This window comes from Stenotrophomonas sp. LARHCG68 (assembly GCF_052871705.1).
Genome location: NZ_JBIXJV010000004.1, coordinates 198,431 through 217,328, shown reverse-complemented (window position 1 = coordinate 217,328; position 18,898 = coordinate 198,431). Strand labels below are relative to the sequence as shown.

At 67.8% G+C, this 18,898-nt stretch carries 20 protein-coding genes; 11 read left to right on the top strand and 9 right to left on the bottom strand.

All coding sequences use genetic code 11. The features are described 5' to 3' along the window. Window positions 1–92 precede the first annotated feature (92 nt). From phaR to gluQRS, 3 genes are all read right to left on the bottom strand, one after another. Window positions 93–677: a polyhydroxyalkanoate synthesis repressor PhaR gene (gene phaR / locus ACIPR8_RS15175; protein ID WP_165931117.1), complete on the bottom strand. Its 585-nt coding sequence runs from the start codon at window positions 675–677 to the stop codon at window positions 93–95. 81 nt (window positions 678–758) lie between these two features. Beyond that, the gene (gene phbB / locus ACIPR8_RS15170) at window positions 759–1,499 is read right to left on the bottom strand and encodes a beta-ketoacyl-ACP reductase (RefSeq protein WP_132862978.1); all 741 of its coding nucleotides are present in this window, start codon (window positions 1,497–1,499) and stop codon (window positions 759–761) included. A 56-nt stretch (window positions 1,500–1,555) separates the two neighbouring features. Further along, window positions 1,556–2,443, bottom strand: coding sequence for a tRNA glutamyl-Q(34) synthetase GluQRS (gene gluQRS / locus ACIPR8_RS15165; protein WP_446541573.1), 888 nt, complete (start codon window positions 2,441–2,443; stop codon window positions 1,556–1,558). Window positions 2,444–2,535: 92 nt separating this feature from the next. On the opposite strand from gluQRS, the gene htpX reads away from it, so the two are divergent. Further along, window positions 2,536–3,402 (top strand): protease HtpX, encoded by an 867-nt coding sequence (gene htpX, locus ACIPR8_RS15160; protein ID WP_132862979.1) that lies wholly within the window; start codon window positions 2,536–2,538, stop codon window positions 3,400–3,402. Between the two features lie 91 nt (window positions 3,403–3,493). Here the strand turns inward: htpX and ACIPR8_RS15155 are convergent, their stop codons facing one another. Further along, window positions 3,494–3,880, bottom strand: coding sequence for a hypothetical protein (locus ACIPR8_RS15155; protein WP_132862980.1), 387 nt, complete (start codon window positions 3,878–3,880; stop codon window positions 3,494–3,496). 223 nt (window positions 3,881–4,103) lie between these two features. Continuing rightward, entirely contained in the window at window positions 4,104–4,931 is an 828-nt protein-coding gene (locus tag ACIPR8_RS15150; protein ID WP_132862981.1) for an inositol monophosphatase family protein, read from the bottom strand. 120 nt (window positions 4,932–5,051) lie between these two features. On the opposite strand from ACIPR8_RS15150, the gene ACIPR8_RS15145 reads away from it, so the two are divergent. From ACIPR8_RS15145 to ACIPR8_RS15135, 3 genes are all read left to right on the top strand, one after another. After that, window positions 5,052–5,810 (top strand): RNA methyltransferase, encoded by a 759-nt coding sequence (locus ACIPR8_RS15145; protein WP_446541527.1) that lies wholly within the window; start codon window positions 5,052–5,054, stop codon window positions 5,808–5,810. A 61-nt stretch (window positions 5,811–5,871) separates the two neighbouring features. Further along, window positions 5,872–6,789: a phosphate/phosphite/phosphonate ABC transporter substrate-binding protein gene (locus ACIPR8_RS15140; protein WP_192286088.1), complete on the top strand. Its 918-nt coding sequence runs from the start codon at window positions 5,872–5,874 to the stop codon at window positions 6,787–6,789. Continuing rightward, window positions 6,786–8,921 (top strand): putative bifunctional diguanylate cyclase/phosphodiesterase, encoded by a 2,136-nt coding sequence (locus ACIPR8_RS15135; protein ID WP_446541526.1) that lies wholly within the window; start codon window positions 6,786–6,788, stop codon window positions 8,919–8,921. The genes ACIPR8_RS15140 and ACIPR8_RS15135 overlap by 4 nt, the downstream gene beginning before the upstream one ends. Window positions 8,922–8,936: 15 nt before the next feature. Here ACIPR8_RS15135 and epmB read toward each other — a convergent pair whose 3' ends face one another. Further along, window positions 8,937–9,965 (bottom strand): EF-P beta-lysylation protein EpmB, encoded by a 1,029-nt coding sequence (gene epmB, locus ACIPR8_RS15130; RefSeq protein ID WP_446541525.1) that lies wholly within the window; start codon window positions 9,963–9,965, stop codon window positions 8,937–8,939. A 100-nt stretch (window positions 9,966–10,065) separates the two neighbouring features. On the opposite strand from epmB, the gene efp reads away from it, so the two are divergent. The 5 genes from efp (at window position 10,066) to ACIPR8_RS15105 (ending at window position 14,253) form a co-directional block, all read left to right on the top strand. Beyond that, on the top strand, window positions 10,066–10,632 hold the full coding sequence (gene efp / locus ACIPR8_RS15125) for an elongation factor P (RefSeq protein WP_132862986.1): 567 nt from the start codon (window positions 10,066–10,068) through the stop codon (window positions 10,630–10,632). A 123-nt stretch (window positions 10,633–10,755) separates the two neighbouring features. Beyond that, the gene (locus ACIPR8_RS15120) at window positions 10,756–12,093 is read left to right on the top strand and encodes a TRZ/ATZ family hydrolase (protein WP_446541524.1); all 1,338 of its coding nucleotides are present in this window, start codon (window positions 10,756–10,758) and stop codon (window positions 12,091–12,093) included. Window positions 12,094–12,136: 43 nt separating this feature from the next. Then, complete coding sequence (gene ubiG / locus ACIPR8_RS15115) at window positions 12,137–12,859, top strand: bifunctional 2-polyprenyl-6-hydroxyphenol methylase/3-demethylubiquinol 3-O-methyltransferase UbiG (protein ID WP_446541523.1); 723 nt, start codon at window positions 12,137–12,139, stop codon at window positions 12,857–12,859. Then, window positions 12,856–13,545 (top strand): phosphoglycolate phosphatase, encoded by a 690-nt coding sequence (locus ACIPR8_RS15110; protein ID WP_446541522.1) that lies wholly within the window; start codon window positions 12,856–12,858, stop codon window positions 13,543–13,545. Before ubiG ends, ACIPR8_RS15110 begins: the two co-directional genes overlap by 4 nt. Before the next feature lie 24 nt (window positions 13,546–13,569). Then, window positions 13,570–14,253: a squalene/phytoene synthase family protein gene (locus ACIPR8_RS15105; protein WP_313254593.1), complete on the top strand. Its 684-nt coding sequence runs from the start codon at window positions 13,570–13,572 to the stop codon at window positions 14,251–14,253. A 133-nt stretch (window positions 14,254–14,386) separates the two neighbouring features. Here the strand turns inward: ACIPR8_RS15105 and ACIPR8_RS15100 are convergent, their stop codons facing one another. The 3 genes from ACIPR8_RS15100 to yidD are packed head-to-tail and all read right to left on the bottom strand — an operon-like array spanning window position 14,387 to window position 16,858. Further along, window positions 14,387–15,238, bottom strand: a complete 852-nt coding sequence (locus ACIPR8_RS15100; protein WP_446541521.1) for a M23 family metallopeptidase — start codon at window positions 15,236–15,238, stop codon at window positions 14,387–14,389. Beyond that, window positions 15,238–16,584, bottom strand: coding sequence for a dihydroorotase (locus tag ACIPR8_RS15095; RefSeq protein ID WP_446541520.1), 1,347 nt, complete (start codon window positions 16,582–16,584; stop codon window positions 15,238–15,240). Before ACIPR8_RS15095 ends, ACIPR8_RS15100 begins: the two co-directional genes overlap by 1 nt. A 1-nt stretch (window position 16,585) precedes the next feature. Beyond that, window positions 16,586–16,858 carry a membrane protein insertion efficiency factor YidD gene (yidD, locus tag ACIPR8_RS15090; protein ID WP_446541572.1) on the bottom strand — a complete coding sequence of 91 codons (273 nt, stop codon included), beginning with the start codon at window positions 16,856–16,858 and terminating at the stop codon, window positions 16,586–16,588. A gap of 260 nt (window positions 16,859–17,118) precedes the next feature. Here yidD and dksA point away from each other — a divergent pair, with 260 nt between their 5' ends. Further along, the gene (gene dksA / locus ACIPR8_RS15085; protein WP_446541519.1) at window positions 17,119–18,225 is read left to right on the top strand and encodes an RNA polymerase-binding protein DksA; all 1,107 of its coding nucleotides are present in this window, start codon (window positions 17,119–17,121) and stop codon (window positions 18,223–18,225) included. A 70-nt stretch (window positions 18,226–18,295) separates the two neighbouring features. Further along, entirely contained in the window at window positions 18,296–18,751 is a 456-nt protein-coding gene (locus ACIPR8_RS15080) for a nucleoside deaminase (RefSeq protein ID WP_446541518.1), read from the top strand. The last annotated feature ends 147 nt before the right edge of the window (window positions 18,752–18,898 follow it).

Sequence of the window (18,898 nt, the reverse complement as noted above, 5' to 3'; positions counted from 1 at the left end):
CCGCGCCTGCCTGGATGGCATGACAGCCTGCGGTCTGCCGCACATGAAAAAGGCCGACGCTTGCGTCGGCCTTTTGAACATCCGGCAACGGCTCAGCGGCCGGTGCGGGTCTTGCCGCCGGTGCTCGGCGGCGGGTCGGCCGGCTTGTTGGTGCCGGTGCCCGAGGGGCGGCCGAAACCGGCACCCATGTTGCGCTGGAACTCCTGCCACAGCTCCAGATTGCGCTCGGTGAGCTGGTTCATCATCGCCCACGGCGTCTGCCCCAGCAGATTGCCCATCTGCTGGCGGAACTGCTGCTGCTGGTCCAGGAACACCTGCATGCTGCGCTCCAGGTAGTTGCCCATGAAGCCCTGCAGCGAGTCGCCGTAGAAACGGATGAGCTGGCTCAGCAGCTGGGTGGACAGCATCGGCTCGCCGTCCTGCTCCTTGTCGGCAATGATCTGCAACAGCACCGACCGGGTCAGGTCCTCACCGCTCTTGGCGTCGCGGACTTCGAACTCCTCGCCGTCGAGGATCAGCTGGCGGACGTCCTCGATGGTGATGTAGCTGGAGATCTCGGTGTCGTAGAGCCGGCGATTCGGATACTTCTTGATGATGCGGGTCGCAGCCATTAAGCAGTCACTCGTCACGGTTAGGTGCGCAGCATGGCGCAGTGCAACAGGGCTTGCAACCGCCAAAAGTACAGGTTGCAAGGCGCGGAAGGATGATTTCTTGTTGCGCAACATGAACCGCCATGTCCTGCAACATGGCGGTCGCGCTTACCAGCCCATGTGGTGGCCGCCGTTGACGTCCAGGTTGGAACCGGTGATCCAGGCCGCTTCCTCGGCGACCAGGAAGGCCACCGCATAGGCGATTTCCTCCGGCTTGCCGAGGCGTCCGGTCGGGATGTCGGCCACGATCTTGGCGCGCACCTCCTCCGGCACGGCCATCACCATGTCGGTGGCCACGTAGCCGGGCGAGATGGTGTTGACGGTGATGCCGAAGCCGGCGTTCTCGCGCGCCAGGGAAATGGTGAAGCCGTGCATGCCGGCCTTGGCCGCGGCGTAGTTGGCCTGCCCGTACTGGCCCTTCAGACCATTGATCGAACTGATCTGGATGACCCGGCCCCAACCACGCTTGCGCATGCCCTCGATCACCGGGCGGGTGATGTTGAACACCGAGTTGAGGTTGGTGTTGATCACCTCGTGCCACTGCTCGGCACTCATGCGGTGGAAGGTGGTATCGCGGGTGATGCCGGCGTTGTTGACCAGGATCTCGACCGGGCCGAGGCTGGCTTCCACCGCTTCGACCAGCGTCCGGCCACTGGTGGGGTCGGCCACGTCGCCCTCGAACAGGGCGATGTCGTAGCCCCGCTCGCGCATCTGCCGTTGCCACTGTTGCGCCTTCTCGGCGTTGCGGAAATTGGTGGCGACTCGATGGCCCTGGTCGGCCAGGCGCTGGCAGATGGCGGTACCAATGCCGCCGGTACCACCGGTGACCAGTGCGACGCGGGATGTCATGGGCAAGTGCTCCAGGGCGAAAGCGCGGGGAGCCGATGATTCTAATGAAACTGCGGTCAGCCCGGGGGCGATTCCGGGACGATGAACGAGGCTTTCGGCAGGAGCGCGGGGTCGAACCCGGCGGCGGCATGCTGCAGCAGCTCGCCGACGCTGCCTGCAGCATCCAGTGCAGCATCGGCCTGGCCCAGTGCCGACCACAGCCAGCGCAGGGTGGGCAGCGGGTCGGCGGCATCGACCGGCCTTGCGGCCAGCGACTTGGACAGCTTGTGGCCACTGGCATCGAGCAGCAGCGGCAGGTGCAGGTAGCGCGGGGTCGCCACACCCAGCGCCCGTTGCAGCAGGATCTGGCGCGGGGTGGAATCGATCAGGTCGAGGCCGCGCACCACGTCGGTGATGCCCTGCTCGGCATCGTCCACCACCACCGCCAGCTGGTAGGCCCAGCAACTGTCGGCGCGCAGCAGGACGAAGTCACCGACCTCCCGGTCCACCTGCTGGGTGAATGGCCCCTGCAGGCCATCCTGGAACATCACCCGGCTGCCGTCGGCTACCCGCAGCCGGACGGCCGGGTGGGGGCGTAGCTGGTGGGCCGCGCAATGCCGGTGAATGCCCTGCTGGCCGGCCAGGTCGCTACGGCTGCAATGGCAGGCAAAGGCCTTGCCCTCTGCCAGCAGGTGCTCGAGGGCGGCCTGATACAGCCGATGGCGACGGCTCTGGTACTGGATGGGGCCATCGGCGTGCAGGCCGAATGCGGCGAGCGTGGCCAACTGGGCATCGGCGGCGCCGGCGACCTCGCGTGGCGGGTCCACGTCCTCGATGCGTACCCGCCATTCACCCCCCGCATGGCGGGCCAGCAGCCAACTGCCGAACGCAGCCAGCAGCGAGCCAAGATGGAGCGGGCCGGTCGGGGAAGGGGCGAAGCGCCCGCGGTAGGGAATGGAGGACATCGAAGCTGAATCGTCGGTCAGATTCACGCTTGAATTCAAGCGTTGGCCCCCGCAGATTTAACTCACTTTTTCATCCTCACGGATTGTTTCCCATGTTTACCCGAATCGGGCTGTTCCTGATGACCAACTTCGCGGTGCTGATCCTGGCCAGCATCGTGATGTCGCTGCTGGGCGTGAACTCGGCGCAGATGAGCGGCCTGCTGGTCATGGCCGCGATCTTCGGCTTTGGCGGTTCGATCATTTCGCTGCTGCTGTCCAAGTTCATGGCCAAGCGCGGTACCGGCGCGGTGGTCATCACCGAGCCGCGCAACGCCACCGAGCGCTGGCTGCTGGACACCGTGGCCCGCCAGGCCAAGGCCGCGGGCATCGGCATGCCGGAAGTGGCGGTGTACGACGCCCCGGAGATCAACGCCTTCGCCACCGGCGCCAACCGCAACAACGCGCTGGTGGCGGTGTCCACCGGCCTGCTGCACAACATGAGCGAGGACGAGGCCGAAGCCGTACTGGGCCACGAGATCGCGCACGTGGCCAACGGCGACATGATCACCATGGCCCTGCTGCAGGGCGTGCTGAACACCTTCGTGATCGTGCTGGCCCGCGTGGTCGGCGGCGTGATCGACAGCGCGTTGTCGGGCAACCGCGAGGGCGGTGGGCGTGGTTTTGCCTACTACATCATCGTGTTCGTGCTGGAGATGGTGTTTGGCCTGGGCGCGACGGTCATCGCGATGTGGTTCTCGCGCCACCGCGAGTTCCGTGCCGACCATGGTGGTGCCTCGCTGGCTGGCCGCCAGAAGATGATCGCCGCGCTGGAGCGCCTGAAGCTCAACCATGGCCAGAGCACGCTGCCGACGCAGATCGCGGCCTTCGGCATCGCCGGCGCCACCGCCAGGAAGCTGTTCATGAGCCACCCGCCGCTGGAAGAGCGCATCGCCGCGCTGAAGGCATCCACGGTCGCCTGAGTGCTTGAACAACCGTCGTGAAGCAGAACGCCCGGCCAACGCCGGGCGTTCTGTCTTGTTGCGCCGATGCCGGGCCCGGCATCGGCACCGGTCATGGCCCGGCGGGCGAGCGCCTCACATTGCGCAGGCCGTTCGCATCCAGCACCGCGAGCACCTCGTCAGTGTCCTCATCGACGAACAGGAGCTTGCCGGAGGGCGCGTCGGTGCTGCCGGTCAGGATATAGGCGGTGCAGTGTGCAAGCAGTTGCTGGAACTCGGGCGGGAGCTGGTTCCAGGTATCCACGGTCAGCACGGTGCCACCACGGGCGGTGGTGTGCCGGAGATCGAGCAGGCCGGTCCGCCGGGCCGAATCGATCTGTTCCTTGCACATGGGGATGGCCTGCGGGGGAAAGGGTGCCGGCGGGTCCGCAGGTTCCTGCCCACATGCGCTGTTCAGCGCCGCCAGGCTGGCAATGATGCAGATGAACGATCGTTTCATGGCTCCTCCCTGATCTTGAACGGTGCCTGTTTCACTGCGGCACGTCGGTATCGTAGCCAGAACCTCGCGTGTTCCGGTACCCCGGCGCTGTGTGGCAGGAAGGGGGAGCGCGGGGCCCTGCTTGGCGCGATGTTCCTGGCAGTGCGCTAGCGCGCTTTACCGGCCGCGCAAACAGAAACGGCACCCTTGTGGGTGCCGTTTGCGGTGTGCAGCTCCAGGGCGATCAGAACTTCGGATCGAACTCGGCGGCATAGCCGGTGTTGACGATCACCTGCTGCAGGGCTTCGCAGACCTTGATGTTGCCGGCGACCACCTGCTGGGTTTCCGGGCCCTTGTCGTCCATGCGGGCCAGGGTGGCACCGCGGTAGTTGCAGACCTTGCCGCCGGCTTCGCGGACCAGCAGCACGCCGGCGGCGATGTCCCAGGCCTTCACGCCGGCCTCGAAATAGGCATCGGCGCGGCCGCAGGCCACGTAGGCCAGGTCCAGTGCCGCCGAACCCACGCGACGCACGTCTTCGGCCTGCACCAGCAGGGCGTCGACGGTCTTGAGCTGGGCACTGGCACGGGCGCGCTCGCGCGGGGCAAAGCCGGTGTGGACCATCGCGCCGGCCAGGTCCTTGCGGTCGCTGACGCGGATGCGGCGGTCGTTGAGCACGGCGCCGGCCCCCTTGGAGGCGGTGAACAGCTCGTTGCGCAGCGGGTCGAAGATGACCGCGTCGGTCGGCTCGCCGTTCTCCACCAGCGCGATGGACACGCAGTAATGCGGGAAGCCGTGCAGGTAGTTGCTGGTGCCGTCGAGCGGGTCGATCACCCACATCTGGCGGCCGCTGCCCTGCACGCCGCCCTCTTCACCGAGGATGCCGTAGCTGGGGTAGGCGCGCTTGAGTTCCTTGATGATCACCTTTTCCGCATCGCCATCGACTTCGCTGGCGTAATCCATCCGACCCTTCTGCACCACGTTGAGCGCTTCGAGCTTGTTGATGTTGCGGAGCAGGACGTTGCCGGCGAGGCGGGCGGCCTTGACCATGACGGTGACGGCGGGTTTCTGCATGGCGTAAGGCTCCCGTGAAGGCAGAGATCGGATTGGCGGGGGAAAAGAGCAGGTCCGGCGCACTGGCCGGCCGCGCAGTTTACCATTCGCAGCTGTCCCGTTCCTGATTTTTTATAAACCATGCCTGCTTCCACCCGTATCCGTTTCGTCCTTGTTGGTACCCAGCACCCTGGGAACATCGGTGCTGCCGCCCGCGCGATGAAGACGATGGGGCTGGCCCGGCTGGTGCTGGTGGCCCCGGAAAAGCCATTGGACGAGGTGGCGTTGCGCCGCTCGGCCGGTGCCGAGGACCTGCTCGGTGACGCCCCGGTGTTCGCGACCCTGGCCGAGGCCGTGGCCGACTGCCGGTTGGTGCTGGGCTGCACGGCGCGCTCGCGCCGGGTCCAGCTGGAGGAGCTGCTGCCGGAAGTGGCCGGGCAGCGCGCCGTGGCCAAGGCCAGCGAGGAGGGCGGGGAGGTGGCTTTTGTGTTCGGCCGTGAGCGGACCGGCCTGACCAATGAGGAACTGCAGCTGTGCCACCTGGCCGTGCACATCCCCTCCAACCCGGAGTTCAGCTCGCTGAACCTGGCCGCCGCGGTGCAGGTGCTGGCCTACGAAGTGCGCATGGCCGTGCTGGAAGGCCAGGCGCAGCCGGAACGGGAGCCCGGCTACGGCGAGACGCCGGCCAGCCATGCCCAGCTCGAAGGGCTGTTCGGGCAGTTCGGCGAAACCCTGGATGCGATCGATTTCCACAAGGGCCGTGCGCCGGAATCGGCCCTGCGCAAGCTGCGCCGCCTGTTCATGAAGGCTGACCTGTCCGAGCAGGAGGTACGCCTGCTGCGGGGGATCCTGGCCGACGCGCAGCGGATGGCGCGCCTGGCGTCCGAAGGGCGTAACTGAGAAGTACATCACGTTGCAATATTTCCGGTACGCTTGACGGATCAACAGGGGAGTTGCCGTTTTGCGTGTGTTTCGATGGCTTTGGGGAGCCGTGCTGGTGGCTGCTGTCCTGCAGCCGCTGGAAGGAAGCGCGGTGGAGCGTTCGGTGCTGGTACTGGGGCGGATCAGCGATGATCCGAAGGCCCACTACGACCAGCTCAAGCCGTTGCTGGACTACGTCGTGCCACGGATGCGCGAGGTCGGGATCGTCGAAGGACGCATCCTGATGGCCCGGGACGCGCAGCAGATGAGCAGCTACCTGCGTCGCGGGCGGGTGGACTGGGTCACCGAGACCTCGGGGACGGCCATGGCGCTGCAGCAGCGCGCCCAGGCGCAGCCACTGCTGTTGACCGAGCGCAACGGCGTGAGCGCCTATCACTGTGTCTTCTTCGTGCGCCGCGACAGCCCCATCCAGACGCTGGACGACCTCAAGGGCCGGACCCTGGCACTGCAGAGCACGCTTTCAACCAGCGCCTACCTGGTGCCGGCGATGGAGCTGCTGCAGCACGGCGTGCCACCGGAAATCCTGCTCACTCCGCAGGACGCGCCCGCCGCCGACGCGGTGGGCTACGTGTTCGCCCGGTCGGAGCTGAACATCTCCACCTATGTACACAAGCGGGTGGTCGATGCCGGTGCGTTCAGCAGCATTGACTGGGCCGACGACCATGCCATGCCGGTGGCCTTCCGCCAGGACCTGCGGGTGATCTACCGCAGCGAGCCGATCCCGCGCGCGGTGGAGATGGTGCGGGGCGACCTGGAGCCGGCGGTCCGCGAACGCCTGCGGGCGGTCCTGCTCGAGGCCAGTGGCGACCCGTTGGCCGGTCCGGCGCTGGTCAAGTTTTTCGGCACCACCGGGTTCCATCCGGTGGACGCGGACAGTCAGCGCGCCCTCGACCGGCTGCGCAACGGCCTGGCACGGGTCAGGATGGAAGTCGAATGAACACTCCCCGTTTTGGCCTGCGCGCACGCTTCATGCTGGCTGCCGGCGGTGCATTGCTGGTCGTGCTGCTGCTGACCCGGCAGGCGGCGGTACAGAAGGAAGTGCTGCGCAGCAGTGGCGAGGTGGTCAGCCAGGTGTTCGACCAGAGCGTGCGCGAGCGCGGCACCGCGCTGGCCAATGCGCTGGCCGAGGCCCTGGTCAACCCGTTGTACTACTCCGACCTGTCGGCGATCGGCACGCTGGTGCGCAACACCGCCGGCCAGAAGTCGGTCAGCTATGTGCTGGTGCACGACCACGAGGGGCGGCTGATCCACGACGGTTCGTTCGACGTGGCCGGCTACGGCCAGGCCATGTCCGACCCGTTGGCGGAGGCGGCGGTGCGGGCCGACCGGATGCTGGTGCAGAGCTCGCCGTCGATCCTGGAGGTGGATTTGCCGATCCATATCGGCGACCAGCGGCTGGGTGGGGTGCGGGTCGGCATGGAACTGGCGCCGGTGCGCGTGCAGGAGGCGGTGGCGATGCAGGCGCTGGCCGCGCGCATGGAGGACGCGCGCAGCCGGCAGATGGGCTGGATCTATGCGCTGATGGCGCTGCTGGTCGGTTTCGCCGTGGTGATGATGATCTACGTGCAGCGCACGCTGGTGCAGCCGATCCGCTGGCTGGGCGATGCCGCGCAGCGGATCGAGCGCGGTGACTACCGGATCAACGTGCAGGCCACCGCGCGGCGTGACGAGGTGGGTGAGCTGCTGCGCACCTTCGACCGGATGAGCCAGAGCATCGCCCGGCATGATCGCGAAGTCCGGCAGATGGCCTATACCGACGCGTTGACCGGACTGACCAACCGCCTGGCGTTCCGCGAGGCGCTGGACCACCGGCTGGCCAAGGCCAAGTCGGCCAACCATGGGCTGGCGTTGCTGTTCATCGACATCGACGAGTTCAAGCGGGTCAACGACACGCTCGGCCACGAGGCCGGCGACGACGCCCTGCTGCAGTTCGCCCAGCGCATCGCCGCAGCGGTGGACCAGGAGGGCGGCGAGGATGCCCTGTTGGCCCGGTTCGGTGGCGATGAGTTCGTCATCCTGATCGACAGCGGCGAGCGCATCGTGGCCGAGACCGCCACCCGGCTGGCCGAGCGGCTGGTGCTGGAACTGGGGCGTCCGCTGCAGGTACAGCGCCGCGAGATCTTCCTGGGCAGCTCGATCGGCATCACCCTGTTCCCCGAGGATGCGGTGGATGCTACGGCGCTGTTGAAGAACGGCGACATCGCCATGTACCAGGCCAAGCTGGCCGGCAAGAACTGCTTCCGCTACTACAACCGGGCGATGGACCATGCGGTCGAGCGGCGCCTGCACCTGGAGCAGGAACTGCGCGGCGCCTGGGGCCGCGATGAGCTGCGGCTGGTGTACCAGCCGATTTTCCGTACCCGCGACCGGGTGCTGGCGGGCGTGGAGGTGCTGCTGCGTTGGGACCACCCGACGCTGGGCGCGATCGCGCCGTCGGTGTTCATCGATGTGGCCGAACAGAGCGGCCTGATCCAGGCGCTCGGCCCCAAGGTGCTGCGCCTGGCCTGCGAGCAGGCCACGCAGTGGCCGCGCAACCACCTGGGCGAGGAGCTGTTCATCTCGGTCAACGTCTCGCCGCGGCAGCTGCGCAACGGCGACCTGGTGTCGGAGGTGGAGAACAGCCTGCATGCCTCGGGTCTGTCTGCCTCGCGCCTGCACCTGGAACTGACCGAAACCGCGGTGATCGGCGACGAGATGCTGGCCGTGTCGCTGCTGGAGAAGCTGCACCGGGCCGGGGTCAAGGTCTGGCTGGACGACTTCGGCACCGGCTTCTCGGGCCTGAGCCACCTGCGCCAGGTGCCGGTGGACGGGGTCAAGATCGACCGCAGCTTCGTCGCCGAGATGGAACGCGACCCGGACGACCTGGCGCTGACCACGGCGATCATCGCCATGGCGCATGCACTGGGCATCACCGTGGTGGCCGAGGGCGTGGAGCAGGAGGCGCAGTTCGAACTGCTCAGCCAGCGCGGCTGCGACCTGGTCCAGGGGTACTGGCTGGGCCGACCGGTGGAAGCCGGCGAGCTGGTGCGGATGCTGCGCCCGGGGCCGCAGGCGCTGGCCGCCGACTGACCGGCGGCGGCTGGCTCAGAGCGGTCGCTTGCTGGTGTCGCCGGCGATCTCGCGCACCAGCTTGGGTACCAGGTACCCGGACAGCCGCGCCATCAGCCCGGCATGCAGGGCCAGGGCCTGTTCGTCGCTGACCTCGAAGTGGGCCACGCCCTGCACGCGGTCGAGCTGGTGCAGGTAATAGGGCAGCACGCCGGCGGCGAAACTGCGCTCGCTCAGCGCCGCCAGGCTGTCCAGGTCGTCGTTGATCCCACGCAGCAGCACGGCCTGGTTCAGCAACTGGGCGCCGGTGCCGCGCAGGCGCGCCAGCGCGGTGTCCACGCTGGCATCGAATTCGTTGGCATGGTTGGCATGGATGACGAAGGCCACCGGCCAGGGCAGGGCCGCCAGCCATTGCACCAGGCTGTCGTCCACGCGCTCGGGCAACACCACCGGCAGGCGGCTGTGGATGCGCAGGCGCTTGAGGTGCGGGATCGCGGCCAATGCGTCGGTCAGCTCGGCCAGCTTGGAGGTCGCCAGTGACAGCGGGTCGCCGCCGCTGAGGATGACCTCGTCGATGCCGGGATCGGCGGCGATGGCGTCGATGGCCTCCTGCCAGCCGCCCTTCGCCGCGTTCTCGCCGGCGTAGTCGAAGTGGCGGCGGAAGCAGTAACGGCAGTGGATCGCGCAGCTGCCGGTGGCCACCAGCAGGGCACGGCCACGGTACTTCTGGATCACCCCGGTGGCCTTGCGGGCATCGCCGTCGCCCACCGCGTCGAAACTGAACCCGGGCACCACCTGCATCTCGGCATCGATGGGCAGCACCTGCCGCAGCAGCGGGTCGGCCGGGTCGGCCGGGCGCATCCGGGCCACGAAACCGCGCGGCACCCGTAACGGGAACTGCGCCAGCGCCTGCGCTGAAACGCCCAGGTCCTCGGCCCCCAGACCGAGCAGGGCCAGCAGCTCCGCCGGGTCGCGGATGGCCTGCCGCCAGTGGGCCTGCCACCGGTCGGCGGGCAGGGGCAGGACGGCTTTTTCTGGAGTGCGGGCGGGGGCTGCGGTTATCATTGGCGGTCAGAAAAACAGATACCCCGCCTGCTGGCGGGCCTTCCATTCTAATCCGGCCGGCCAATGAACGCGCCGGTTTTGCTACCTCAGGAGTTTTTGCATGGCCGCTTACGGCATGAATGACGTCAAGAACGGGATGAAGATCCTGGTCAACAACCAACCGGCGGTCATCATCGACACCGAGTACGTCAAGCCGGGCAAGGGCCAGGCATTCACCCGCGTGAAGTACCGCCTGATCAAGGACGGCCGCACGCAGGAAATCACCATGAAGTCGACCGACTCGCTGGATGCGGCCGACGTCGTGGACACCGACATGAACTACATGTACAGCGACGGCGAGTTCTGGCACTTCATGGACCCGGAAACCTTCGAGCAGGTGCAGGCGACCAAGGCCGGCATGGGCGGCGCCGAGAAGTGGCTCAAGGGCGAGGAGTCCTGCGTGGTCACCCTGTGGAACGGTGAGCCGATCGCCGTGCAGCCGCCGAACTTCGTCGAGCTGAAGATCACCGAGACCGACCCGGGCGTGCGCGGTGACACCTCCGGCGGCGGCGGCAAGCCGGCCACCCTGGAAACCGGCGCCGTGGTCCGCGTGCCGCTGTTCGTCAGCCAGGATGAAGTGATCCGCGTCGATACCCGCTCCGGCGAATATTCGGCCCGCGTCAAGTAAGCAACACGATGCAGGCGCCGCCACCCGTTGCCGCACAGCCTCGCGCTGCCGGTGGCGGGGATGCGGCGCCTGTTCGCATCCGGCCGCTGCGCCGGTTTGTCATGGCAACAGATGGTGACCCCCGTGAGTGACGCCCAACCCCAGCAATGTGACCTCCTGATCGAAGCCGGCCATGTGGTCCCGGTCGAGCCGCACGCGGTGGTGCTGGAAGACCACGCGGTCGCGGTGAGCGACGGCCGGATCGTGGCGATCCTGCCGCGTGCGCAGGCACGGGCCCGTTTTGCCGCGAAGCAGGTGGTTTCGCGTCCGGACGCGGCGCTGATCCCGGGCCTGGTCAACGCGCACACCCACAACCCGATGACGCTGCTGCGAGGCGTGGCCGACGACCTGCCACTGATGACCTGGCTGCGCGAGCACATCTGGCCGGTGGAAGCGGCGGTGATCGGCCCGGAATTCGTCGCCGACGGCACCACCCTGGCGATCGCCGAGATGCTGCGTGGCGGCACCACCTGCGCCAACGAGAACTACTTCTTCGCCGACGTGCAGGCCGCGGTCTACAAGAAGCACGGCTTCCGCGCGCTGGTGGGCTCGGTGATCATCGATTTCCCCAGTGCCTGGGCCAGGACCGACGACGAGTACTTCGCCCGTGCCACCGAACTGCACGACCAGTGGCGCGACGACCCGCTGATCGGCACCGCCTTCGCGCCGCACGCGCCGTACACGGTCAGTGACGCCAACTTCGAGCGGGTGCGGATGCTGTCCGACCAGCTGGACGTGCGCGTGCACCTGCACACGCATGAGACCGCGCAGGAGATCACCGATTCGATCCAGTTGCACGGCCAGCGCCCGCTGGCGCGCCTGGACCGGCTGGGGCTGGTCAACGAGCGCCTGATCGCGGTGCACATGACCCAGCTCACCGACGCCGAGATCCACCTGTGTGCCGAGCGCGGCGTGAGCGTGGTGCATTGCCCGGAATCGAACCTGAAACTGGCCTCCGGTTTCTGCCCGGCCTGCGCGCTGGTGCGGGCCGGGGTCAACCTGGCCATCGGTACCGACGGCTGCGCCAGCAACAACGACCTGGACATGTTCAGCGAGAACCGCACTGCGGCCATCCTTGCCAAGGCCGTGGCCAACGACGCCACCGCGCTGGACGCGGCGACCACGCTGCGTGCGGCCACCCTGGGCGGTGCACGCGCGCTGGGCTTCGGCGAGCAGGTCGGCTCGATCGAAGTCGGCAAGCAGGCCGACCTGGTCTGCGTGGACCTGTCGGCGCTGGAAACCCAGCCGCTGCACCACGTGCTGTCGCAGCTGGTCTATGCCGTTGGCCGCCATCAGGTCAGCGACGTGTGGATCGCCGGCAAGCCCAAGCTGGTCCAGCGCGAGCTGGTCGGCATGGACGTGCAGGCGATCACCGCCAACGCCCGCCAGTGGCGCGACCGCATCCGTAACATCCGCGCCTGATGGCGCCACCGGGCCGCGCAGGCGGCCCCATGAGGACACCGCAATGAGTGCATCTACCGCTTCCACCAATTTCGATCAGGCCGAACTGGACAAGTTCGCCGCGCTGGCCAACCGCTGGTGGGACGCCGATGGCCCGCAGAAGCCGTTGCACGCCCTGAACCCGGTGCGCCTGCAGTACGTGGCCGATCGCACGACGCTGCGCGGCGCCAAGGTGCTGGACATCGGCTGCGGTGGCGGCCTGCTCAGCGAGGCCCTGGCCAAGGAAGGGGCACAGGTGACCGCGATCGACCTGGCGCCGGAGCTGGTCAAGGTGGCGCGCCTGCATGGCCTGGAGTCGGGCGTGCAGGTGGACTACCGCGTGCAGGCCGCCGAGGACCTGGCCGCCGAGCAGCCGGGCGGCTTCGACGTGGTGACCTGCATGGAGATGCTGGAGCACGTGCCGGACCCGGGAGCGATCATCGCCGCCTGTCAGCGCCTGCTGCGTCCGGGCGGCAAGCTGTTCCTGTCCACCATCAACCGCACCCCGGCCGCGTTCGCGGTGGCGGTGGTGGGCGCGGAGTACATCGCCCGCCTGCTGCCCAAGGGCACGCATCACTACCAGGAATTCATCAAGCCGGCCGAGCTGGGCGCCTGGTTGCGCCAGGCCGACCTGCAGCTGCAGGACGTCAGCGGCATGGCCTACGAGCCGTGGCGCAACCGCGCGCGCCTGAGCAGCCGCACCGACATCAACTACCTGGCCTACGCGGTCAAGCCGGACCAGGCATGACCGCGCCCCGGTTCCCGGCGGCGGTGCTGTTCGACCTGGACGGCACCTTGCTGGACAGCGCCCCGGACTTCGTCGCCACCGTCAATGCCATGCGCCAGGCGCGCAACATGGACGGGGTCGCGCTGGAACAGCTGCGGCCGGTGGTTTCCAAGGGGTCGCGGGCGATGCTGGCGGTGGCTTTCCCGCACATGGCCGAGAGCGAGCGGCATGCGCTGGTGCCGGAATTCCTTGACCTGTACGAATCACTGATCGGCCGGCACGCGCGGGTGTTCGACGGCGTCGAATCGCTGCTGCGCACGCTGGAGCAGGCCGGTTGCGTGTGGGGCATCGTCACCAACAAGCCGGAGTACCTGGCCCGGCAGATCCTGCCGCAACTGGGTTGGGAGCAGCGCTGCGCGGTGCTCATCGGCGGCGACACGCTGGCCGAACGCAAGCCGCACCCGTTGCCGCTGCAGGTGGCTGCCCAGCAGATCCAGGTGGCAGCGGCGGCCTGCGTGTACGTCGGCGACGACGAGCGCGACATCGTCGCCGCGCGCGCGGCGGGCATGCCGTCGGTGGCCGCGTTGTGGGGCTACCGACTGGACCACGACGATCCGGCCAGCTGGCAGGCCGACCAGTATTGCGAGCTGCCGCAGCAGCTCTGGCAGGCGGACGCATGGCCGCTGACCCGACGGGCTTCGGCCTGAACCAACGAACATCGAGGTAATGACGTGAGCAGTGCGCTGGACAGCTTCCTGGACAAGTGGCGTGAGCGGTGGCCGGAATGGGTCTTCGTCGAGCGCTTCGTCGAGGAGGGCATGCGCGAACGCGCGGTGGCGTGGTTCGCGCTGCTGCAGGAGTTCGATGACATGCTCAACGTCAGTGGTGACCCCACACCATCGGACGCCAAGCTGGCGTGGTGGGGTGAGGAACTGCGCAGTTGGGACAGCCAGCGCTCGCGGCATCCGTTGGGTCGCGTACTGGAGCCGGTGCGTGCGCCATGGGCGCAGCTGGCCGATGCCCTGCCAGGCCTGGTCGACGCGCGCGAGCGCGTTGCCGATGGGGCCCAGGCGCGCGCCGGATTGGCGGGCTATGCCGCTGCGGTAGCCGCGGTGGAGGCGGCGATGTTCAAGCAGGCACCGGCGAAGGCGGCCGGAGAGGCCGTGCTGACCCAGACCCTGGCGCACCGGGTGCAGGAGCTGGGTGCAGCGGTGGTGCCGCTCGCCGCCGGCGACGAGACGCAGTGGCAGCGGCAGTTGCTGGCCGCATGGCCGTCGCGGGTGGCCGGCCCGCGCCCGCGTCGTCTGTACGCGTCGCTGGCCCGCGCCCGCCTGCAGGCCGTGCTGAAGGGCGGGCAGTACCAGCCCAGCCCGGCCGCGTTGTTGTGGCGCAGCTGGTGGGCCGCACGCGGGTAAGGCCGTCGCCCGCTTCGCACCTGAAGGCGCTCCTGCAAACCGCAGGAGCGGCCTTGGCCGCGAAGCTGGAAGATGTTCCGCCATTCGCAAAGCCCGGTTGCCGATGTTGCCGGCTTCGCGCCTGAAGGCGCGCCTACCTTGCGCGCTCCAGCACCAGCAGCGGGTCGATCCGGGTGTCGAACCAGTTCATGCCCCAATGCAGGTGCGGCCCGGTCGCGCGCCCGGTGGCGCCGACCGCGGCGATGGTCTGGCCCTGCTCGATGCGGTCGCCGACCTTCACGTCGATGCGCGAGAGGTGCAGGAAGTTGGAACTGATGCCGAAGCCATGGTCGAGCACCAGCGTGCCGCCGGTCAGGTACAGGTCCGGGTTGGCGAAGGTGACGATGCCGGCCGCCGGGGCCTTCACCGGCGTGCCGGTCGGCACCGCGATGTCCATGCCGGAATGACCGCTGCCCGGTTGCCCGTTGTAGACACGGGCGTTGCCGAAGCGGCCACTGATGCGGCCCTGCACCGGCCACGCGAAGGTCTGGGTGAAGTCGGTGCGGTTGTCGTCGCGCCGGCGTGATTCGGTCACCAGTGCCTGCTCGCGGGCAATGCGCTCGGCGATGGCCGGCGGCGGGTTCACTGTTTTCGGCGGCACGCCGTTGACCCGTTCGGTCGGCCAGTCGCGTGGGGTCACCACGATGCTGGCGGTTTCGCTGCTGCCATCCGGGCGACGCACCTGCACCTGCAGCGGTCCCTTTTCGTCGCGACCGATGCCGAACACCACGCTGCCGTAGCTGCTGACCCGCAGGTCACGGCCGGCATAGCGCACGCTGCTGCCCGCAGGCACCTTGCCAATCACCATCGCGCCCTGCGAAGCACTGGCCGGGAACACCACGCGGTTGTCGACCAGCTCGCCGATGCCGTCCTGTGCCTGCACGGACGGGGCGGGGAACAGGGGCGCGGCCAGCAGCAGCGCCCCGAACAGTAAGGACGAACGCATCAGCGGTCGTAGGTCATGCGCTGGCCGGCCGGCGCGCCGACCAGCTTGCTGCCGTCCCACACCAGTTGGCCATTGACCCAGGTGGAGGCGATGCGCGAGCGGAAGGTGGTGCCTTCAAACGGCGACCAGCCGCACTTGGACAGCACGTCCTCGCGCTTGACGGTGAACGGCACGTCCTCCACCAGCACCAGGTCGGCGAAGTAGCCCTCGCGCAGGAAACCGCGCTCTTCCACGTCGAACAGCTGCGCCGGCGCATGGGCGAACTTCTGCACCACCTGCTCGCGGGTCAGCTTGCCTTCGTGCACGCGCTCCAGCGCCGCGACCAGCGCGTACTGCACCAGCGGCAGGCCGGACGGCGCCTGGGCGTAGGGCTTCTGCTTCTCTTCCCAGGTATGCGGGGCGTGGTCGGTGGCGAGTACGTCGAGCACGTCGTCGGCCAGCGCGGCGGTGATCGCCTCGCGGTCGGCCACGTCCTTGATCGCCGGGTTGCACTTGATCAGGTTGCCCTTGGTGGCGTAATCCGGGCGGGCGAAGTGCAGGAAGTGCACGCAGGTTTCGGCGGTGATCTGCTTGCGGCTGCCATCGGCGCGGATCAACGGGCCCTTCTCGAACAGTTCCAGCTCATCGGCGGTGGAGATGTGCAGCACGTGCAGGCGGGTGCCGTGCTTGCGTGCCAGCGACATCGCCAGCCGGGTCGACTTGATGCAGGCCTCGCGCGAACGGATATCCGGGTGCATCTCCGGGGTCAGTGCGTCGCCGTATTTGTCCTGGAACGCCTTCAGGTTGGCGTCGATCATCGGCGTGTCTTCGCAGTGCGTGATGATCGGGGTCGGGCATTCGCGGAAGATCGCGTCCAGGGTTTCCGGGTTGTCGACCAGCATGTTGCCGGTGGAGGCGCCCATGAATACCTTCACGCCCGGCGCCTTCTTCGGGTCGAGTACGCGGATGGCCTCGAGGTTGTCGTTGCTGGCGCCGTGGTAGAAGCCGTAGTTGGCCCAGGCGCGGCCCTTGGCCAGTTCGTACTTGGCTTCGAGGATGGTCGAATCCAGCGTCGGCGGGTTGGTGTTGGGCATGTCCATGAAGCTGGTCAGCCCGCCGGCCACGGCCGCGGCCGATTCGGTGGCGATGTCACCCTTGTGGGTCAGGCCCGGTTCGCGGAAATGCACCTGGTCGTCGATCATGCCCGGCAGCAGCCAGCGTCCGGCGGCGTCCACCACCTGTTCGCCATCGCGCGGGGACAGTCCGCTACCGATCTGCGCGATGCGGCCGTTCTCGATGCGCAGGTCGCCATCGAAGGTACGGCCTTCGTTGACCATGCGGGCGTTGGTGATGAGCGTGGAGGACATGTCAGTGTTTTCCTGTACAGCGGCAAGAGGGGGAATCGGGCCGCCCCGGTACCGGGTCGAAACCGCCGGGATGGAAGGGCTGGCAGCGTCCCAGCCGCAGCAGCGTCAGCCAACAGCCACGCAATGGCCCGTGTACGCGGATGGCTTCCATCCCGTATTCAGAGCAACTGGGGACAAAACGGCAGCGCGGCCCGAGCAGGGGGCTGACGAAGCGCTTGTACACGCGCAGTACGGCGATGAGTAGGCGGCCGATCACCCCCGAATGATATGCCAGTTGGCATTGCCATTGGATTTGTCGCACGATGCGCGGACGGCTGCGGCAATGCCTGCGGGTTTTGCCGAGCCAGCCAGGGGCGGATGGCTCCTGGTTACGTTCCGAACTGCGCGAAACGGTCCGGTGACGCCACCGGACCTGTATTGCACGGGTCGGGCATCCGTTCAGGCAACGGGGCCCGGCGCGGTTGCTGCTGCTGGTCGGGTAGGCTATAAAGGCCCGCTTTCCCGGGCCCCGGGGGAAACAAGGAAGAGCGTTTCGTGGCTGCTAAAAAACCTGCAAAGAAGGCCGTCAAGGTCGCCAAGAAAACCGCCAAACCTGTAGTCAAGAAGGCGGCGTCCAAGCCGGTTGAAAAGAAGCCGGTCGCCAAGGCTGCCAAGCCGGCCGCCAAGAAGGCTGCAGCGCCCGCCAAGAAGGCTGCAGCGCCCGCCAAGAAGGCGGCTGTTGCCAAGAAGGCGGTGGCCAAACCGGTGGCTCCGGCCAAGAAGGCGGCGCCCAAGCCCGCCGTTGCCAAGAAAACGGCTGCCAAGCCGGCAGCACCTGCGAAGAAGGTGCCCGCCAAGCCGGTGGCCAAGCCCGCGGCAAAGAAGGTGGCGGACAAGCCCGCCGCCAAGCCCGCAAAGACGCCGGCCACCCCGCCCGTGGTCAAGTCCGTACCGAAGCCGGCCGCCAAGCCGGTGACGGCCAAGCCTGTCCCGGCCGAAGTCGCCAAGAAGGTTGCAGCACCGGCCCCCAAGCCGGCCGCCAAGCCGACGCCCGCGCCCAAGGCCCCGCAAATCAAGAATCCCGTGCCTGTTTCGAAATCCCCCGTCAAAACCACCGTCGTCAAGTCCGCAGCGCCTGCAGCCGTCCGTCCGGTCGGCAAGGTGGCGGTTGCCGTAACCGCCCGTTCGGCGGCCCCGGCACCGCGCAGCAAGTACAAGGTTGTCGAATACAAGACCGACGAAGCGTCCGGTCGTCCGATCCTGCCGGCCGGCTACAAGCCCAGCGCCGACGAGGAGTACATGAGCACGCTGCAGCAGGAGTACTTCCGTCAGCGCCTGCTGCAGTGGCGCGCCGACCTGGTCGAGGAGTCGAAGCAGACCATCGAGAACCTGCGCGACGAAGTGCGTGACATCGGCGATGAAGCCGAGCGCGCCACCCGTGAGACCGAGAACTCGCTGGAACTGCGTACCCGCGACCGCTACCGCAAGCTGATCGGCAAGATCGACAGCACGCTCAAGCGCCTGGAAGCCGGAGATTACGGCTACTGCGTGGACACCGGCGAAGAGATCGGCCTGGACCGTCTGGAAGCCCGCCTCACCGCCGAGCGCACGATTGATGCGCAGGAGCGTTGGGAGCACCTGCAGAAGCAGCAGGGCGACTGATCGTCCCGGCGTGATGCACCCTGCAGAACCCCGCCCTGGCGGGGTTCTGTCTTTCTGGAGGTGGGAGAAGATGTCAGAGCAGGACGTTTTCATGCGCCGCGCGCTGGAACTGGCGCGCGCGAACATCGCCGCCGGTGGGCGCCCATTCGGTGCGGTCCTGGTGAAGGACGGCAAGGTGCTGGCCGAAGCGGCCAATGGTATCCATGCCAGCCACGACCCGACCGATCACGCGGAGATGCGCGCCATCCGCCTGGCCAGTGCTGTGCTCGGGAGCCCGCGGTTGGATGGCTGCAGCGTATATGCCAGCGGCCATCCGTGCCCGATGTGCCTGGCTGCGATGTACCTGTGCGGGATCCAGCAGGCCTGGTTCGCCTATTCGAATGAGGACGCAGAGCCGTTCGGCCTGTCGACCGGCGCGGTGTACGCACGCCTGGCCGAAGGACCGGCGGCACCGGCCTCCGGCCTGCGCCAATGGAAGCCGGCGGGCGAGCAGGGGCTGTATGCGGAGTGGGGAATGAAGCCGTAGCGGGCAAGCGGCGCCCTCATCCGCCCTGCGGGCACCTTCTCCCGCAGGCGGGAGAAGGGAGGGTGTTCGAGATTGCATGGAACGCTTGGGTCCATCCGACTGCCGGGCTGTTGTCGGCGCTCCCTTCTCCCGTGGACGGGAGAAGGT

Coding starts and splice junctions, on each gene's coding strand:
- phbB (WP_132862978.1), bottom strand. CDS start 1,499: ATGACATCCCGCGTCGCACTGGTCACCGGTGGTACCGGCGGCATTGGT.
- gluQRS (WP_446541573.1), bottom strand. CDS start 2,443: ATGTCCTCCATTCCCTACCGCGGGCGCTTCGCCCCTTCCCCGACCGGC.
- htpX (WP_132862979.1), top strand. CDS start 2,536: ATGTTTACCCGAATCGGGCTGTTCCTGATGACCAACTTCGCGGTGCTG.
- ACIPR8_RS15155 (WP_132862980.1), bottom strand. CDS start 3,880: ATGAAACGATCGTTCATCTGCATCATTGCCAGCCTGGCGGCGCTGAAC.
- ACIPR8_RS15150 (WP_132862981.1), bottom strand. CDS start 4,931: ATGCAGAAACCCGCCGTCACCGTCATGGTCAAGGCCGCCCGCCTCGCC.
- ACIPR8_RS15145 (WP_446541527.1), top strand. CDS start 5,052: ATGCCTGCTTCCACCCGTATCCGTTTCGTCCTTGTTGGTACCCAGCAC.
- ACIPR8_RS15135 (WP_446541526.1), top strand. CDS start 6,786: ATGAACACTCCCCGTTTTGGCCTGCGCGCACGCTTCATGCTGGCTGCC.
- epmB (WP_446541525.1), bottom strand. CDS start 9,965: ATGATAACCGCAGCCCCCGCCCGCACTCCAGAAAAAGCCGTCCTGCCC.
- efp (WP_132862986.1), top strand. CDS start 10,066: ATGGCCGCTTACGGCATGAATGACGTCAAGAACGGGATGAAGATCCTG.
- ubiG (WP_446541523.1), top strand. CDS start 12,137: ATGAGTGCATCTACCGCTTCCACCAATTTCGATCAGGCCGAACTGGAC.
- ACIPR8_RS15110 (WP_446541522.1), top strand. CDS start 12,856: ATGACCGCGCCCCGGTTCCCGGCGGCGGTGCTGTTCGACCTGGACGGC.
- ACIPR8_RS15100 (WP_446541521.1), bottom strand. CDS start 15,238: ATGCGTTCGTCCTTACTGTTCGGGGCGCTGCTGCTGGCCGCGCCCCTG.
- ACIPR8_RS15095 (WP_446541520.1), bottom strand. CDS start 16,584: ATGTCCTCCACGCTCATCACCAACGCCCGCATGGTCAACGAAGGCCGT.
- ACIPR8_RS15080 (WP_446541518.1), top strand. CDS start 18,296: ATGTCAGAGCAGGACGTTTTCATGCGCCGCGCGCTGGAACTGGCGCGC.